The sequence below is a fragment of the Acinetobacter sp. genome (assembly GCF_036659555.1).
GTDB lineage: Bacteria > Pseudomonadota > Gammaproteobacteria > Pseudomonadales > Moraxellaceae > Acinetobacter.
Genome location: NZ_JAVXCI010000016.1, coordinates 1 through 17806, shown reverse-complemented (window position 1 = coordinate 17806; position 17806 = coordinate 1). Strand labels below are relative to the sequence as shown.

13 protein-coding genes are annotated in these 17806 nt (G+C 52.4%); 8 read left to right on the top strand and 5 right to left on the bottom strand.

The annotated features are described in order from the left end of the window. Nucleotides 1–157 precede the first annotated feature (157 nt). Nucleotides 158–3505 carry a DEAD/DEAH box helicase gene (locus tag RSA72_RS03790; protein ID WP_332621302.1) on the bottom strand — a complete coding sequence of 1116 codons (3348 nt, stop codon included), beginning with the start codon at nucleotides 3503–3505 and terminating at the stop codon, nucleotides 158–160. A 310-nt stretch (nucleotides 3506–3815) separates the two neighbouring features. Here RSA72_RS03790 and mdh point away from each other — a divergent pair, with 310 nt between their 5' ends. Next, on the top strand, nucleotides 3816–5027 hold the full coding sequence (mdh, locus tag RSA72_RS03785) for an iron-dependent methanol dehydrogenase (RefSeq protein ID WP_332621266.1): 1212 nt from the start codon (nucleotides 3816–3818) through the stop codon (nucleotides 5025–5027). A gap of 195 nt (nucleotides 5028–5222) precedes the next feature. After that, nucleotides 5223–6191: an alpha/beta hydrolase gene (locus RSA72_RS03780; RefSeq protein WP_332621265.1), complete on the top strand. Its 969-nt coding sequence runs from the start codon at nucleotides 5223–5225 to the stop codon at nucleotides 6189–6191. Between the two features lie 6 nt (nucleotides 6192–6197). On the opposite strand, the gene RSA72_RS03775 is transcribed toward RSA72_RS03780, so the two are convergent. Further along, nucleotides 6198–7385 carry a transcriptional regulator gene (locus tag RSA72_RS03775; RefSeq protein WP_332621263.1) on the bottom strand — a complete coding sequence of 396 codons (1188 nt, stop codon included), beginning with the start codon at nucleotides 7383–7385 and terminating at the stop codon, nucleotides 6198–6200. Between the two features lie 295 nt (nucleotides 7386–7680). On the opposite strand from RSA72_RS03775, the gene exaC reads away from it, so the two are divergent. Then, a complete protein-coding gene (exaC, locus tag RSA72_RS03770) occupies nucleotides 7681–9192 on the top strand; it encodes an acetaldehyde dehydrogenase ExaC (RefSeq protein ID WP_332621262.1) in 1512 nt (503 codons plus the stop codon). A gap of 177 nt (nucleotides 9193–9369) precedes the next feature. Here the strand turns inward: exaC and gshB are convergent, their stop codons facing one another. Next, nucleotides 9370–10320 (bottom strand): glutathione synthase, encoded by a 951-nt coding sequence (gshB, locus tag RSA72_RS03765; RefSeq protein WP_332621261.1) that lies wholly within the window; start codon nucleotides 10318–10320, stop codon nucleotides 9370–9372. Nucleotides 10321–10593: 273 nt separating this feature from the next. On the opposite strand from gshB, the gene RSA72_RS03760 reads away from it, so the two are divergent. Then, nucleotides 10594–10794 (top strand): DUF3565 domain-containing protein, encoded by a 201-nt coding sequence (locus RSA72_RS03760; protein ID WP_332621260.1) that lies wholly within the window; start codon nucleotides 10594–10596, stop codon nucleotides 10792–10794. A gap of 183 nt (nucleotides 10795–10977) precedes the next feature. Further along, the gene (locus RSA72_RS03755) at nucleotides 10978–13266 is read left to right on the top strand and encodes a TonB-dependent receptor (protein ID WP_332621259.1); all 2289 of its coding nucleotides are present in this window, start codon (nucleotides 10978–10980) and stop codon (nucleotides 13264–13266) included. Nucleotides 13267–13685: 419 nt separating this feature from the next. Here RSA72_RS03755 and pyrE read toward each other — a convergent pair whose 3' ends face one another. Continuing rightward, nucleotides 13686–14336, bottom strand: coding sequence for an orotate phosphoribosyltransferase (gene pyrE / locus RSA72_RS03750; RefSeq protein WP_332624376.1), 651 nt, complete (start codon nucleotides 14334–14336; stop codon nucleotides 13686–13688). Nucleotides 14337–14374: 38 nt separating this feature from the next. On the opposite strand from pyrE, the gene RSA72_RS03745 reads away from it, so the two are divergent. Together RSA72_RS03745 and RSA72_RS03740 are read left to right on the top strand one after the other, a co-directional pair. Next, nucleotides 14375–15193, top strand: coding sequence for an exodeoxyribonuclease III (locus tag RSA72_RS03745; RefSeq protein WP_332624378.1), 819 nt, complete (start codon nucleotides 14375–14377; stop codon nucleotides 15191–15193). Nucleotides 15194–15690: 497 nt separating this feature from the next. Then, nucleotides 15691–16038, top strand: a complete 348-nt coding sequence (locus RSA72_RS03740; protein WP_332624380.1) for a Spx/MgsR family RNA polymerase-binding regulatory protein — start codon at nucleotides 15691–15693, stop codon at nucleotides 16036–16038. 109 nt (nucleotides 16039–16147) lie between these two features. On the opposite strand, the gene RSA72_RS03735 is transcribed toward RSA72_RS03740, so the two are convergent. Continuing rightward, nucleotides 16148–16585: a DUF2147 domain-containing protein gene (locus RSA72_RS03735; RefSeq protein ID WP_332624381.1), complete on the bottom strand. Its 438-nt coding sequence runs from the start codon at nucleotides 16583–16585 to the stop codon at nucleotides 16148–16150. Between the two features lie 157 nt (nucleotides 16586–16742). Here RSA72_RS03735 and RSA72_RS03730 point away from each other — a divergent pair, with 157 nt between their 5' ends. Then, nucleotides 16743–17654 carry an alpha/beta hydrolase fold domain-containing protein gene (locus tag RSA72_RS03730; RefSeq protein ID WP_332624383.1) on the top strand — a complete coding sequence of 304 codons (912 nt, stop codon included), beginning with the start codon at nucleotides 16743–16745 and terminating at the stop codon, nucleotides 17652–17654. The last annotated feature ends 152 nt before the right edge of the window (nucleotides 17655–17806 follow it).

Here is a 17806-nt window from a genome sequence, read left to right as displayed (position 1 = left end):
GGATATAAGGCTGCGCGCCAGTCCTCTTTAACGTCCTAAGCCCCGTACAAATCTGCCCAATGGCAGTTTGCATCATTCATCATAAAATCAAAATTTAAATGCAGCCGGCTGCAGCTGAAATCGGCTGCAAACGCCGCTGCAGGATCTGCAAAAGCGCCTAAAACTCCGCAAACAGCTTCATGACATCCTCTTCCGTAAGCTTAACCTCACCCTCATGATCGGCGCTTAAAATAGACTGCGCCAGCTGCGCCTTGTTTTTCTGCAGGGCAAGGATTTTTTCTTCAATGCTTTGATTGGTAATCAGCTTGTACACAAATACCGGCTTATCCTGCCCAATCCGCCACGCGCGGTCCGAGGCCTGATCTTCGGCTGCGGGGTTCCACCACGGATCATAATGCATCACCGTATCAGCTGCCGTCAGGTTCAGGCCAACGCCGCCGGCTTTCAGGCTGATTAAAAACACCGGCACTTGCCCGGACTGGAAAGCATCAACCGCTTCCGCGCGTTTTTTGGTTTTCCCCGTCAGTTTCACATAGCCTATTCCCGCGCTAGTGAGGCGCTGCTCAATCAGCTCCAGCATTGAAGTGAATTGCGAAAAGATCAGGATTTTTCTGCCCTCTTCCACCATAGGAACCGCCATTTCCATCAGCTGCTCAAGTTTGGCGGACTGGGCTTGCGCGCTGTTAACCGAATCCAGCTGCAGCAGGCTTGGGTGGCAGCACACCTGGCGCAGCTTAAGCAAGGCATCCAAAATATGAATTTGGCTGCGCTTAAAGCCTTTTTCCGCAATGATTTGCTGAATATTTTCCTGCATAGCGGCGCGCACGGCTTCATATAATCTGGATTGCTGCTTATCCATGTCAATATTGACTTCAATGACGGTTTTCTCCGGCAGCTCTTTGGCGACTTCCGTTTTCAGGCGCCGCAGGATAAACGGCCCGATGCGGCTGACCAGCTTTTGCCTCAGCTGCTGATCGCCATGCTTTTCAACCGGATAGCGGTATTTTTTATTGAACTCTTCCTGCGGGTATAAGAATCCCGGCATCAGGAAATAGAACAGTGACCACAGCTCACCCAGATGGTTTTCCATCGGCGTGCCTGTTAAGCACAGGCGGTGGCGCGCTTTCAAGTGGCGCGCCACATGCGCCGCTTTGGCGCGCGGATTTTTAATATTCTGCGCTTCATCCAGAATCAATTGATGATATTCATACTGGCTCAGCTGCGCTTCATCCCTGGCCAGCAGCGGATAGGTGGTTAAAACAATGTCATGCTGCGGAATCTGTTCAAAATGCTGATGGCGGTTCTGCCCCTGCAGCAGCAAAACGCTTAAGTCCGGGGCAAATTTCCCGGCCTCTTTCAGCCAGTTGTGCATTAATGAGGTCGGCGCAACAATCAAAGCCGGCGCGCCGCGCAAGCGCCCGGCCTGCTTTTCCATCAGCAAATGCGCTAAGGTCTGGGCTGTTTTTCCCAGCCCCATGTCATCGGCCAGAATGCCGCCATGCTGCGTTTCGCGCAGAAACTGCAGCCAGCCCAAGCCTTGCTGCTGGTAGGGGCGCAGTTCGCCCTGAAAGCCGGGCGGCGTCGGCAGCTGCTGCCGGCAGCCCTGCTTGAAGCGCTCAGCGAACTGCTGCAGGCGCTGGCTGACTTGCCACTCCATGCCCAGATGATGCTGCAGCTCCAGCAGCTGGCTGGCATCGTAGCGGTCAAGGCTGCGGCTGTCCTGCTGCAGCATGCTGCCGAGATGCTGCAGCACCGGCTTAATGTCTTTGACCGGGAGCGCCAGATCAGGCTGGCCAGGCGCGGTATTTAAGGTGAAAATTCCATTTTCATCCAGATTTTCAAGCGCGGCGGCGTCAAGCAAGGCCGGGAATTTCTGCACCAGGCCTGCAATTAAGTCCAGCAGGTCATAGCTGTTGCCTGCGCTGTCCTGAATGGTTGCGCCGATATTGAACCAGTCCAGCCGGCTGCCGGATTCATCGAGCGAGATTTGCATATTTGCGGCATGCTGCAGGTTAAACTGGCTGTGCGCGGTATGCTCAATTTTCCAGCCCATCAATTCAATCTGATTGCTCGGAACCAGCTGCCTGATCCAGTCCTGAGGCTTGGCGCAGGCCAGCGCTTCAAGCGCTTCAGGCTGCACATCGGGCTGCTGTTTTTTAGCGAGATTTTTCACCCATTTAAATGACGGCAGCAGCAGCTGTAAGCGCTTCACTGCCTGCAGCTCCTGCACCAAGTCCCGCTGCTGGCGCACCGTTTTACCCTGATGCCTGCCCAGAAAATACCCGCCGGCAGCGCCGGCTTTTACCCGCCCGCCCGCGTAGGCAAATTCAATTTCAGCCAGGGCATAATCATAATAGCGGGCCTGATGATCAAACAGCGGCAGAACGCCGAAACGCAAAACCGGCTGAGGATTGCCCGCCAGATGCGCAATATTCTGCATATGCTTGGGTTTAGGCATCTGGCGGATGCTTGGGTACTGGCTGGCGAGCTGCTCAAATTCCTCCAGCAGCGCCGCCGGCAGCTCAGGCATCTGCTGCAGCTGATGCAGCAGTTCGGCGCTGTAGCCGCCCTGCAGCCGGCCCGCCGTATGCTGGCTGATGTCAATATAGCAAGGCGGCTGGCTGGGCATAATGCGGATATGCGGGCTGGCGCTTAAACTCAGGCGGCGCCCGGCGCTGACCAGTTCAATACTGAGCCGCTCGCTGTCATTTTCCTGCTGATTCTGCCAGGCAAGCTCAGCCAGATACTCCTGCTCTGTCCATGCCAGCGCAGGGCTGCTTTTGCTTTGCCAGTACACATCGCCGCTTTGAATAAAGGCTTTAAAATGCTCCTGCAGAATCCCGGAAATATTCAAACCGCTTTGATAATGGCCGCCGCTGCGGTTCAGCTGGCCGTAAAAATAAATCTGATTGAACAGCTGGCGCTTGGCCTCAGGCAGAGTCAAGCGCCTCTGCACAATATTGTCATAGCTGCTGTAGCGCGAGGCATCCGCAATATCCCCGCGCTTATTGAGCCTTGCCTTATAAACGTCCAGCACCACATTATTCGAGCCAAAAGGCTGGTCAAGCAGGTAAATTAAATAATTGCCGGTTTTGGCCGGCTGCTGCGGCTCAGCCTGCTCTAAATGCCGCTTGAAGTCATTCAGCCAGCGCTGCGCCTGAAAGTGCGGCAGCTGGCTGGCGGCAGCCGACGCATGGGCTTGAGCCGGACGCTTTTGGTATTTTTCACGGTAATCCTGGTAAAACAGCCGCGCCAAGGCTGCGCCATGCTTGCAGTCATAGCCAACCGGGCAACTGCAGTCACTGTCTGTCAGGCGGTCCTGCTGTGAATTGTAGGTGATGACGGTGTCATAATAATCCGTCCCCTCAATCTGAGCATACATGGAAATGCTGACGCCTTCCTTAAAAAACTCCATCGTTTCCAGATCAATTTTATCCATGTAATTCAGGCTGCGCTGAATGGCCGCTGCGCTAAAGCGGGACAGGAACTGCATCAGTGAAGGCATCATAACCCGGAGCTTAAAAGTGTTTATGCGATTATAGCCGAGGAAGCGTCCCATGCAGCCGGCTTTTGCGGCCGCAGATGGCCCCGCCTGCCCTCCTTAGCCTTAGGCGCTGCGCCCGGCCAGCTATTTTAAAATAAATATTTCAATATTTTTCAATATTTTAATTCAAAAACTCCTGTTTTCAGGCCAATCCCCTATGCTTGGTAGGTCTTTGGTAGGTATGTTTTTTTTAACAGCTATTCAATACTCAAGCCAAGGTTGAGCATCACCTATAACAATGACGACAATCAATGGTAGAAGGAATCGCACCATGGCTTTTAAAAATATTGCAGATCAAACTAACGGTTTTTACATCCCTTGCGTATCGCTTTTTGGCCCAGGCTGCGCCAAAGAAATCGGCGGCAAAGCGCAGAACTTAGGCGCAAAAAAAGCTTTAATTGTAACTGATGCAGGCTTATTCAAATTCGGCGTGGCCGACCTAATTGCGGGCTACCTGAAAGAAGCCGGCGTAGACAGCCATATCTTCCCAGGCGCGGAACCGAACCCAACCGACATCAACGTGCATAACGGCGTTAAAGAATACAATGACAACGGCTGCGACTTTATTGTGTCTTTAGGCGGCGGCTCTTCGCATGACTGCGCCAAAGGCATCGGCTTAGTGACAGCAGGCGGCGGTCACATCCGCGACTACGAAGGCATCGACAAGAGCACCGTGCCGATGACGCCGCTGATTGCAATCAATACCACAGCAGGCACAGCCTCTGAAATGACCCGCTTCTGCATCATCACCAATACCGATACCCATGTGAAAATGGCGATTGTCGACTGGCGCTGCACTCCGCTGATTGCAATTGATGACCCTAAGCTGATGATCGCCAAGCCGGCTGCATTGACCGCTGCCACAGGCATGGATGCGCTGACCCATGCTGTTGAAGCTTATGTGTCTACCGCAGCCACCCCGATTACCGATGCCTGCGCGGAAAAAGCCATCAGCATGATCAGCGAATGGCTCAGCCCTGCAGTCGCCAACGGTGAAAATCTGGAAGCGCGCGATGCAATGAGCTATGCACAATACTTAGCAGGCATGGCGTTCAACAATGCCTCACTGGGCTATGTGCATGCTATGGCGCACCAGCTGGGCGGCTTCTACAACCTGCCGCACGGCGTCTGCAACGCAGTGCTGCTGCCGCATGTCTGCGAGTTCAACCTGATTGCCTGCCCTGACCGCTATGCGCGCATTGCAGAACTGATGGGTGTCAACACCGCAGGTTTAACTGTGACTGAAGCTGGATATGCCGCCATTGACGCCATCCGTGAGCTGTCTGCATCCATTGGCATTCCATCCAGCCTTTCAGAGCTGGGCGTGAAAGAGCAGGATTTGGGCATTATGTCTGAAAATGCGCAGAAAGATGCCTGCATGCTGACCAACCCGCGCAAAGCAAACCATGCTCAAGTGGTCGATATCTTTAAAGCAGCGCTCAAATCCAGCGCTTCAGTGGTAAATTTTAAAGCGGCTGTATAAGTTCTCTCCTTAACTTTAACTTTTTGTTTGCTTTGGCAATTTAAGTGGAATGAAACAGAGATTCATGCTGTTTCATTCGGGTAAGCCCATCCTTGCTTGCCTGTCACTTAAATTGCCTTTTTTATTTGCGGTTGACAAAATTCCGGACTTCATCAAGGATGAGAAAATCCATGACAATAACAACCAGAGCAAATTATGTCAGCAGCACAAACCCCTCCCGCGTATCAGCCCGATATCCTCGGCGCAGGCTATGAACAGGCCACGCTGCATTTTCCCGATGATTATGAAGGCCCGGTTACCGCCACTTTAGTCCGCAAAAAAGCCCCGCAAAGCACACAGAAAGCTGTGCTGTATATTCACGGCTTCATCGATTATTTTTTCCAGACCGAAATGGCCGAGCAGTTCAATCAGCACGGCTTTGACTTTTATGCACTGGATTTAAGGAAATACGGCCGCTCCATTCTGCCGCACCAGAAATACTACAATGTGCGCAATATTGCCGAATATGACGCGGAAATCACGCAGGCGCTTGAAATCATCGGCGCTGAGCAGCATGATGCTGTGCTGCTGTGCGGGCATTCCACCGGCGGGCTGACCGCCACGCTGTACGCCGCCCATCATCCGGAGCATCCCTTGATTAAGGCGCTTTGGCTCAACAGCCCGTTTTATGACTTCAATATGCATCCGCTTAAGCGCGCATTCGCGCTGCCGCATTTAAGCCGCCTGGGCAAGGTTTTCCCCAACCTGCAGTTGCCCAGCGAGCTGAACAAATGGTACAGCGCCAGCCTGCATAAAGCGCTGAAAGGCGAATGGGAGTTCAATCTGGACTGGAAAAAGACCGCCTATCCGAAAGTCAGGCTCAGCTTTATCAGGGCGGTCTTTGAGGCGCAGAAAGAGATCCACCGCGGGGTAAAAATTGATGTGCCGGCGCTGGTGATGCATTCGCATCAGACTAAAAATCCGCGCAAATGGGGCAAGGCAGCCCAAAGCAGCGATGTGATTTTAGGCGTAAAGGATATTCAGAAATACGCCCGGAAAATCCGGGGGGATGTCACGATTGCTGAAATTAAAAATGGCCTGCATGACCTGGTGCTGTCGGAAAAATCCGCCCGCAGCAGCGTCTACCGGCAGCTATTCAGCTGGCTCAGCAGCAAGGGCCTGTAAATTGCCTCAGTTGGCTGCATACATTTTATGCTTCAGCAAGGTCTGATGCACCGGGTGCTGCTTCGGCATCAGCTCAATCAGGCGCTCTACCGCATCAATCGCTTCCGGAAAGCGCGCCACATGCCTGAGCAGCGCATCGGTTTCATTGGCCTTAAAAATCGCATCGCTTAAGCGCGATTCCAGAAAGTCGCGCCAGGCGCATAAAAACGGGCTTTCGGTTTTCGCCAGAAATACCCCGGAGCACAGCTTCAGCGCCGACTCAATATAGCCGGCATCCAGCGCCTGCTCGGCCTGCAGGAAGTCAGCTTCAACACTGGCGAGAATCCGGTACGGCCTTGAGCCGAGCATGCCGCCCAGCACATCGCGCAGCTGCGACATTTCCGCTTTCAGCGTGCCGATGCTGACCTTGCGCTCGCCATATAAAGCCTGATGCAGCGTTTCCAGCGTCATGCCCTGCGGGCACAGCGCCAGAATCACCAGAATTTCAATCTGGCGCGGGGTCAGCACCAGCACCTTGCCGTTAAACAGCACCTGGGACGCTGAAAAAGCCCGGATATACAGCTGCTGCTTGTGCTGCTCCTGCAGCGCCAGCTGAATAATCGAGGCGCAGCGTTCCGCCGCCAGCAGGCCCAGGCTGTTGTGGTTTTCCCATGTGGTGGATAAATCAATTACGCCTAAAATCTGCTTGGAATACGGGTCAATAATCGGGGCAGCGTAACATACCCAGTCATGAATCGACGCCATGTAGTGTTCATTGGAGAATACACAGCTGGACTGCTGGGTTTTCAACGACAAAGCCAGCGCATTGGTGCCGACCAGCTCTTCCTTCCACTGCCCGCCTTCCATGAAGTGTACGCTTTCGGCCGCGCGCTGCATTTGCTGGCTGGAAGCGGTCCAGATAATAGTGCTGCCGACATCGCCGACAGCCACCACCATAGAGGACTGCTGCGCAATATGCTTCAAGTCTTCCGCGCAGTGCTTCAGCGCATGCTGCAGCGCATTCGGCGCCTGCTTTGCCGGCGCCTGCATGGGCGCAGCCGAGCGGTCTTTGGGAATTTCGGCGGTCTTTGAGCGGTTCCATGAACTGAGGATGCTTTGCCCAAGCAGTTCCGCATGCAGGGGCGACAGGCTGCTGCTCTGCCTGAACTGTTCTATCTGTTTCCTTTTTTCTACTAAATTCCGCATTGCTGTCATCCTTTAGCTGCTCAACTCTGATCAGGATCTGCCGGCATCTCATCAGCGGCTTGCGCTGCCAGCTGAAAATTCCCGCCGCCGCAAACATCGGCGAAGTGTCAGCAGACTTTCATCATATGTCCCTGTCGTTTCTATTCTTGTAACTATTTGTCAAAAGGCTGTAAACCGTCCTTCAACCAACCTTTTTCCAACCTTCGCTTAGGTATGCTAATTAAATAGTGTACCAAAGTACCTTATACCAAAGCTGCAGACGCTTTGTGATGAAGCACACCATAATAAGCAAAGGAATTTTCATATGCGTTACCTCGATCCAAATCAGCCCGGTTCAAAAGTCCAGTTTAAATCACAATATGAAAACTTCATTGGCGGCAAATGGGTGCCGCCGGTTAATGGAGAATACTTCGACAACCTCTCCCCTGTCGATGGCAAAGTATTCACTAAAATTCCGCGCTCTTCCGCTGCCGACATCGAACTGGCGCTGGATGCTGCCCACGCAGCCAAAGCGGCATGGAACAGCGCATCGCCGACCACGCGCTCCAATGTGCTGCTGAAAATTGCAGACCGCCTGGAAGAAAATTTAGAGCTGCTTGCAGTGGCTGAAACCTGGGACAACGGCAAGCCGGTCCGTGAAACGCTGGCGGCCGATATTCCGCTGACCATTGACCATTTCCGCTACTTTGCCGGCTGCATCCGCGCGCAGGAAGGCGGCATTTCTGAAATTGATGAAGACACGATCGCCTACCATTTCCATGAGCCTTTGGGCGTGGTCGGCCAAATCATTCCATGGAACTTCCCGATTTTAATGGCGGCCTGGAAACTGGCGCCAGCTTTGGCGGCGGGCAACTGCATTGTGCTGAAGCCGGCAGAACAGACGCCGGTCAGCATTTTAGTCATGGCTGAGCTGATTCAAGACCTGCTGCCGCCGGGCGTGCTGAATATTGTCAACGGCTACGGCGCTGAAGTCGGCCGTCCGCTGGCGACCAGCCCGCGCATCGCTAAAATTGCATTTACCGGCTCAACCCAAGTGGGCCAGATGATCATGCAGTACGCCACCGAAAACATCATTCCAGTCACGCTGGAACTCGGCGGAAAATCGCCGAACATCTTCTTTGAAGATGTGATGGACAAAGATGATGACTATCTGGATAAGGCGCTGGAAGGCTTCGCCATGTTTGCGCTGAATCAGGGCGAAGTCTGCACCTGCCCGTCGCGCGCGCTGGTGCATGAAAGCATTGCCGACAAATTCCTGGAAAAAGCCATTGAACGCGTGAAGCGCATCAAGACCGGCCACCCGCTGGACACTGAAACCATGATTGGCGCGCAGGCTTCGCAGGAGCAGCAGGACAAAATTCTGGGCTGCATCGCGGCTGGCCGTTCCGAGGGCGCGCAAGTGCTGACCGGCGGCGGCGAACGCCGTGAAATCGGCGAAGGCTTCTACATTGAGCCGACCATCTTCAAAGGCCATAACAGCATGAAAATTTTCCAGGAAGAAATCTTCGGCCCTGTGCTGTCTGTAACCACCTTTAAAGACTTTGATGATGCTATGAAGATCGCCAATGACACCATCTACGGCCTTGGCGCCGGAGTATGGTCGCGTTCAGCGCATACCTCTTACCGCGCTGGCCGCGCGATTCAGGCGGGCCGCGTATGGACCAACTGCTACCACATCTACCCTGCGCATGCAGCCTTCGGCGGCTATAAGAAATCAGGCATCGGCCGTGAAAACCACAAAATGATGCTTGATCATTATCAGCAAACCAAGAACCTGCTGGTAAGCTATTCAACGAAACCGATGGGTTTCTTCTAAGCCATACAGCCTGAAAAATCGGACTGAGTTCCGCAGTTTCCAGCAAAAGGAGCCTCAATTGAGGCTCCTTTTGCTTGCAGCGCTTTTTTATCCGGCGCTTTAGCGTCATCAGGCGCTTGCAGCGGCAATAAAAAAGCGCGCCCTGCCGGCGCGCTTCCTGAATATCCGGCTTAGGATCTAGCCTCTAGCTGCTAAGCCGGCTTCCAGCACATCAAACAGCTCATCCGCAATGGACGTGCCGAACTGCGCATCAATTTCGCGCACGCAGGTCGGGCTGGTGACATTGATTTCAGTCACATAATTGCCAATCACATCCAGGCCGACAAAAATCAGGCCTTTTTCACGCAGGAACGGCCCGACTTTGGCGGCGATCGCCTTGTCATTTTCAGTCAATGGACGCGCTTCGCCCAAGCCTCCGGCAGCCAGGTTGCCGCGCACTTCGCCATTCTGCGGAATGCGCGCCAGACAGTACGGCACCGCTTCGCCATTCACCATCAGAATGCGCTTATCGCCATCAACAATTTCCGGAATATAGCGCTGCGCCATAATCGGCTGCGCGCCGTGATTGGTCAGAATTTCAATGGTTGAGCCGATATTCACGCCGTCCTGATACAGGCGGAAAATCCCCATGCCGCCCATGCCGTCCAGCGGCTTCACAATCACATCGCCATGCTCTTTAATGAATTCGCGGATCAGGCTCTGCTGCGAAGTGACCAGCGTCGGCACCTGCAGTTCCGGGAACTGGGTGGCAAACAGCTTTTCGTTGCAGTCGCGCAGGCTCTGCGGCCTGTTGATGATCCATGCGCCTTCGCGCTCCGCCTGTTCCAGAATATAGGTGGCATACACAAAATTCATGTCAAACGGCGGGTCTTTGCGCATCAGCACCACGTCATAGTCCGCGATGGATTCTTTTTTCTTTTCGCCCAATTCATAGTAATGGCTGCTGTTTTCAAAAACCTGCAGCGGCGCAATCAGGCCAAAGGCTTTGCCCTGATCAATATACAAATCCTGCTGCAATGCATAGCCCAGTTCATGGCCGCGGCGGGCTGCGGCCCACAGCATGGCCATAGAGGTATCTTTTTTCAGGCTGACATTCTCAATGGGGTCCATCACAACAAGTACGCGCATGTGCTTCCACTCTTCAATTTTAGAACTGGCATCAGTATAGCGAATTTTCAGCCAGGCTCCGCTGCTTTTCATTGGCTGAATACATGCAGTCAAAATATTTCATTTTGCAGCCTGATTTTGCCTGGCCGCGCGGAGCAGCCGATCCTGCGCAAAATAAAATGACGCCTCATGCACGCTATTTTATTCCTGGCCTATTTTTATTATTGCGGATGGAAGGATTATACTGGATGGCATTGATCATTTTAATTTGCAGCTGCTGCAATGAGGTTAGCCATGCTTCAGGCCATTGTCGGATTTCATCAGGATGAAGAACAGCATTGGGTCGCGGATTTAGCCTGCGGCCATGCGCAGCATGTGCGCCATGACCCGCCGTGGCAGAACCGCCCCTGGGTGGTGACTGAAGCAGGCAGGAAAGGCAAATTAGGCGCGGAATTAAACTGCCTGAAGTGCGGCGGCGCGGTGGCCCCAAAATAAAAATATAAGCAATTGTTTTAAAATATTATTTTTAGAATCATCAAGCCTGCGCCGGCTTTGAAGCTGCGCTCAGAATCATTCCAGCCGCATGATTCATCTGCAAATTTTGCATTATTTATTGCTCACAGATTGTAAATGACTATAATTCTCATTTTTATTCATCTCCTATTTTGAGCCTTGAGTATGCACCGTTCTCAGCCGTATTTTATCCGTGGTCAAAAAGCTTTCCAGTTCAGCCTGCTGAGCGTCATGATCATGAACGCGCATCAGCTGCATGCAGCAGATGCCTCTTCAGCCGCCGTTCAGCCTCAGGCTGCGCCGTCCGCCGCCAATGCAGCGGTGCTTTCCACCATTACCATTGAAGCCATGAGCGAGCTGGATCCGGTTAAAAGCTATGTGGACTATGATCAGGCCAATGTCACCCGCAACGGCCTAAAAAAGAAAGACATTCCGCAGACTGTTGACACCATTGACGTGCAGAAATACAAAATCTACGGCTCCAACGACCTCAGCGTCATGCTGCAGGGCACGCCGGGGGTTTCCACCAGCTATGATGCGCGCGGTGACGGCATCACCTTGCGCGGCTTTTCTGCCGATTCTGGCGACATCTACCGCGACGGCGTGCGTGAAAGCGGCCAAGTGCGCCGCAGCACCGCCAATATTGAGCGCATCGAAATTCTGAAAGGCCCGGCATCTGTATTATACGGTCGCAGCGCGGGTGGTGGCGTGGTCAACATGGTCAGCAAGTTTGCCAATTTTGACTCCAAAAGCTCGGTCGGCACCTATGCCGGCTCTTATGACAATTACGGCGCAACTGCCGATATCAATCAAGTGCTGAACGACAATCTGGCCGTGCGCCTGACCGGGGAATACGGCGAATCCGGCAGCTTCCGCTCAGGCATTGAAAATAAGATGGAAATGCTGTCGCCAAGCTTCACCTATAAGAATGATGATGAAACGCTGACCTGGACGACTCAATACACCTATGACAAGCTGCACCGCGTGCCTGACCGCGGGCCAAGCTCCAGCATCTTGCCGGCCGGAACCTCAATGAAAACCGGATTTGCGCAGGATGGCGACTATATCAATGATGAGCTGCAGGTGATCCGTTCAGACTTGAGTTATGAATTTGCTCCAAACTGGAAATTCCATTGGGCCGCCAGCCACAGGCAGGCCGAACAGAACTTTGATCATTTTTACGGCGGAACATACTGCTCGGCGGCCGACACCGTCAGCAACGGTGAAAGCAATAAAGCCGGCGCAGGCTTTACGCCTTTAGATCAGCGCCGCTGCAACAATAATGTCGGCAAGATTTCGCAAAACTATTACTGGCAGCAGACTGCAAATAAAACCACCGCCAATGCATGGGATATCAGCGGCGAATTTGACACCGGCACAATTAAGCACAATCTTCTGCTGGGCGCAGACTGGAGCTATGAGCAGCGGGAGCCAAAACTCTCCAATAAAAATGCCGACGGCAGCCGCATTGACGGCTTTTATGACCCGGTTACAGGCCAGCTGACGCAAAGCAACCGCGATGGCGCCAAAACCATTACCCAGCACAATTACAATGAAGGCACAAGCTACGGCTTTTTCGCGCAGGACTTAATCAGCCTGAATGATTATTTCAAGCTGATGCTCGGCGCGCGCTATGACTATTACGAAACATCGACCACCAATAAGCTGCTGTCCCCTTCCGATAAAAACTACCGCCGCAGCATTGATGCTGAAAGCTTCAGCCCGAACATCGGCTTGATATGGCAGCCAACGCAGCAGCATAGTTTCTATGCCTCATACAATAAGAGCTTTGCGCCATTTGGCGGCTCTATGGGCGTCAATGCAGTTTCTTCATCAAGTCAGAATATGGCGCTGTTTAATGCTGAACCGCAATATAACGAACAGTACGAGATTGGCGTTAAAAGCGACTGGCTGGACAGCCGCCTGAATACGCAGTTCTCTGTTTTTGATATCAGCAAAAATAACATCCGCTATCTGCCGGATCAGACCAAGCCTGAAGAATGGGCCACTGCCGGCGAACACCAGTCCAAGGGAGTGGAGTTCAGCTTTATCGGCCGGGTGCTGGACAATGTTTTTGTGCGCGGCGGATACGGCTATCTGGATGCAAAAGTTAAGCAGGACACTCAAACACCAGCCAACGTCAATAAAGTGCTGAATAATGCGCCTGAGCATACAGGCAATCTGTTTGTGCGCTATTTGCCAACAGACAAAATTTACGGTGAAGTTGGCGTCACTTATGTTGGCGATTACACCGCCTACGCAAATGGCAACTTGAGCAATACGCCTATTGATATGAAAGCGTTCACGCGCGCTGACGCCGCGATTGGCTACAGCGCTGACCCGTGGAATGTGACTTTGGCCGTCAGCAATCTGACTAATAAAGAATACTGGCGCTCAGACTCTATGCCGGGCACGCCGCGCAGCTTCTTAATGCGCCTGAACTATCAGTTCTAAGCGCTTAATTGCAAAAAAGGCATCACAAGATGTAATGCCAGTCAGTTAAGAAACTGACTGGCTTTTCTTTTTAAATTCTAGAACCACTCAAATAGATCTGTTTCATAAATCAATAAATGATCATTTATTGGCAGTAAAATTAATATTGAAAGTTCCTTCTCTTGCGCCATACATGGCTCAGGGAGAAGGTTAGGATGAGGGGATTTTTTCAATAAAATCCTCACCCTAGCCCTCTCCTTAAAAAGGAGAGGGAATTTCCATTGTGAATTAAATGCTGTTTAAAAACAATTATATAGCTTGTATTTTTGGTAAAAGTCTTTTATTGCAAAACATCTTAACTGATCAGCATTAATCAAAAGATGCCCTTTTTTCGCCCGCCTCCGGCAGTTCAAGCCAAATTCAAGCGCTTCAGCTCCGGCTTAAATGCCGTACTTCACGCGGTAGGCTTCCATCTTCGCCAAAGCCTCTTTTTCGCCTTTTGCGTCCAGATAGTCCATCAAATCTTTCATCGTAATTAAGGCATGCACCGGAATTTCCAGCTCTTTCTGCACTTCCTGAATGGCGGACAGTTCGCCCTGGCCTTTTTCCTGGCGGTCTAAAGCCACCAGCACCCCTGCAATTTGCGCGCCGGCGTTTCTAAGAACCGTCACCACTTCACGGATGGCTGTGCCGGCGGTAATCACATCGTCAATAATCCAGACTTTTTTGCCGGCGACCGATGCGCCCACCAGCACGCCGCCTTCGCCGTGGTCTTTGGCTTCCTTGCGGTTAAAGCCCCAAGGCACGCTCACCCCGTGATTCTGCGACAGCGCCACTGCAGTCGCCGCCACAAATGGAATGCCCTTGTAGGCTGGGCCGAAAACCACTTCAACATTGCTGCATTCCATCAGCTGGGCAGCATAGCCGGAAGCCAGCAGCGTCAGCGCTTCGCCGTCATTCAATAAGCCCGCATTGAAAAAATAAGGACTCACCCGGCCCGATTTTAAAGTAAACTCACCAAATTTAAGCACGCCGCGCGATAATGCGAGTTCAATAAAAGCCTGTGGGTTAAATGCCGCTTGCGCTGTCATGGGGTGCTCCATTTTTTAAGTTGAGGTTAAACCCGAGCATGATACCAAAGAGTAGCTATCCAAGTGATCAAAAAATTCTAAGAGTGGTTTCAATTAACGTAAACGGCTTGCGTTCATCGGTCACCAAAGGCTTGCTGGAATGGCTGGAACAGTCGGATGCCGACGTGATCTGCATGCAGGAAAGCCGCATCACCCATGCCCAGTGGACCGACAAATTCAAGCCTGAAGGCTGGCATGCGCACCTGTTCCCTGCCGAACGCGCGGGCTATGCCGGCACCGCCATTTACAGCCGCCTGCCTTTTGTTTCAGTTAAAGACGGCTTGGGCTTTGAGCTGGCCGACTCGCAGGGCCGCTTCATCAGCGCCGAGTTCAATCTGGGCTTGGAGCAAAACGTGCATATCTGCTCGCTGTACCTGCCTTCCGGCTCTTCAGGCGAAGAAGCGCAGGCGCGCAAAGACCACTTTTTGGATGAATACCAGCAGATCCTGAAACAGTGGCGCGAAGAAGGCAAATCGGTGATTGTCTGCGGCGACTACAACATTGTGCATAAGCGCATTGACATTAAAAACTGGTCAGGCAACCAGAAGTCTTCCGGCTGCCTGCCGCATGAGCGCGCCTGGCTGGACCATATTTATGATGATTTGGGCTATGTCGACACCTTCCGCGAAGTGCGCAAGGAAGCCGAGCTGTATTCGTGGTGGTCGAACCGCGGCCAGGCCCGCGCCAAGAACGTCGGCTGGCGCATTGACTACCATGCCTGTTCACCGGACTGGAAAGAGCGCGCCGTAAACGCATGGGTCTATAAAGAGCAATGGTTCAGCGACCATGCGCCTGTTATTATTGACTATAAGCTGTAAAAAATGCTGATTGAGTGAACAAGTGTTCACTCAATATAGGCATATGGATTACATCATCTGCCGAATTTGTTGCTTTTTATATACATCTTTTAAGTGCATTATTGTTGCACGGCACAGGGATATGTCAGGATGACACAAAAGGACAGGACGCCGTAGGACGAACACAAAACAGGCTGCGAGATTCAGCCGGTTTTCAAGGATGTGACATTGGACGTTGTAATGAGACCCGCATGATCAGGATGATTAAATGCGGGTTTTCTCTTTTCTGCGCCTGCTATTTTCAACATGAATTTCCGCGCTTGATTATTTTCCGCCTTTCAGATGCAGGCTTTTTCCTTTAAGCACAGCTTAACCGCCATTCATGGCGCTTTCATGACAGCCTTCCCGGCCGGCTGCGCCGCCGCTTATGCTTGAATCTTCCAGCAAGGCATAGAGCTTTGCGCCATTTTTCGCTAATCTGTCCTGCATCCGCTTAAACTTCTTTAGGACTCACCGCTATGCTTAAAATTTACGGCATCAAAAACTGCAGCTCCATGAAAAAAGCCTTCGATCTGCTGAATGAGCTGGGCCTGGCCTACGAATTTCATGACTACAAAAAACAGGGCATTGATGCGGACCGCCTCAAGGCATGGCTGGACGCCAAAGGCCAGGAAGTCATCCTGAATAAAAAAGGCACTACATGGAAAAAGCTCAGTGAACAGCAGCAGCAGGCGGCGCTTGCCAGCGAAGCCGGCCTGATTGACGCGCTGGCGGCGCACAGCAGCCTGATTAAGCGCCCGGTGCTGCAAACGCCGCAGGGCTATATTGTCGGCTTTGATGAAGCGGCGTACCGCGCATTGAAATAATTTACATGCCGCCGGCGGCTGCAGGGCCGCGCATTAAAAAAGCCTGACTTGTGTCAGGCTTTTCTGTTTAATCCATGTCCGGCGCTTCACCCAGCCCGGCCAGTTCCGCTTAGTTGGCGCGGACCCAAGTCTGGTTGCGGCCCAGCACAGCAACGCCGATAAAGCCGCGCAGCTCAAGCTTTTTGCCGCCATCGGCCAGCTGGCCTTTCAATTTATAGGTTTTGCCGGATTGCGGGTCTAGAATTGTGCCATCTTCATAGCTTGTACCGCCGGCATTCTTCAGGCCGCTGACAATACGCAGGCCTTTCAATGATTTGTTATGGTAAGAGCCTTCACATTTCGTGCAGGCATTCTCTTCCCCTTTGGTCAAAATCTGCTGAATGCTTGCAGTCAGCGTGCCGTTTTTCTGTTCTGTAAATTTTACAATCGCTTTCGGCTGCTTGGTTTTGTCATCAATCGTTTTCCAAGTTGTGCCATTTAAAGGATCGGCTGCATTTGCCAACGCAGTCAATCCGAGTAATCCTAATGCTAACGCAATTTTTTTCATTTTTGTTTATTTCCCTGGTCTGGTATAGACGGCTTACAGTATTAATAAAGTCACAGCAAATTTGCAATTTTTGAATGTGACTATTTAGTGTAACCTTGTAAGTTGTATTGGTAAATAAGCAAATATGCGCCGGAAAAGATAAAAAAATGGAAACAAAATGAAGCTATCCCCGCTGACTAAACAGTTAATTACAGAAGCTTTTCTGAAAACCGCCATCCGCGCGCCCAGCCAGCTGAATTTGCCGCCCGGGGCCTTGCGCTTTGCCCTGGAGCAGCTGTGCCGCGCCATTCCAAAAAATCCAGATGTGCAGGTCCGCCGCCTGCGCATGGCGGGCCTGCGCGCTGAAGAGCTCAAGCCGCAGCGGCAGTCCACCCAGCTGATTTTCCACATCCACGGCGGCGCATTTTTCCTCGGCTCCCTGAACACCCACCGCGCCTTTTTAACCCAAGTGGCGGCGCGCACGCAGATGCAGGTACTGCATCTGGACTATCCGCTGTCGCCAGAGCATCCGCACCCGGAAGCCTTGGATGCGTTGTTTGACGCCTACTGCCAGCTGCTGGATCAGGGCGTGCAGGCGAAGGACATTATCCTGTCAGGCGATTCCTGCGGCGCCAATCTGGCGCTGGCCCTGGCCTTGAAACTGCAAAAGGAACAGCTGCCGCAGGCCAGCGGCTTGATTCTGCTGTCGCCGCTGCTGGACTTGACCCTCAGCAGCGAATCGCTACGCTATAACGGCAAGCATGATGCGCTGCTGAGCATTGAAGCGCTGGAAGCCGGCATTGACTACTATGTGCCCAAGTCCATTGACCGCGCAGATCCTGCAGTTTCGCCGTTTTTTGCCGGCTTGGCCGGACTGCCGCCGATTCATGTGCAGGCAGGCTCCAAGGAAATCCTGCTGGGCGATGCGCAGCGCTTCAAGGACAAAGCTGCGGAAGCCGGCTTGGAGGTTGAATTCAAAATCTACACCGGCATGTGGCACAATTTTCAGATGTTCAGCGCCTGGTTTGAAGAAGGCCGGCGCGCGCTGGCGGACTTAGCCGCCTTTGCGCACCGCCTGGATCAAGACTGAAGCGGATTTAAAAAGCTGGGCAATAGAAAACGGCCAGCTGAGGCAATGCCAGTCAGTTAAGAAACTGACTGGCTTTTTCTTTTTTTAACTTGCGATATTATTTGATACACGGAAGCGTCATCCGCAACCTATCTGGCCATTTGAAATGGACT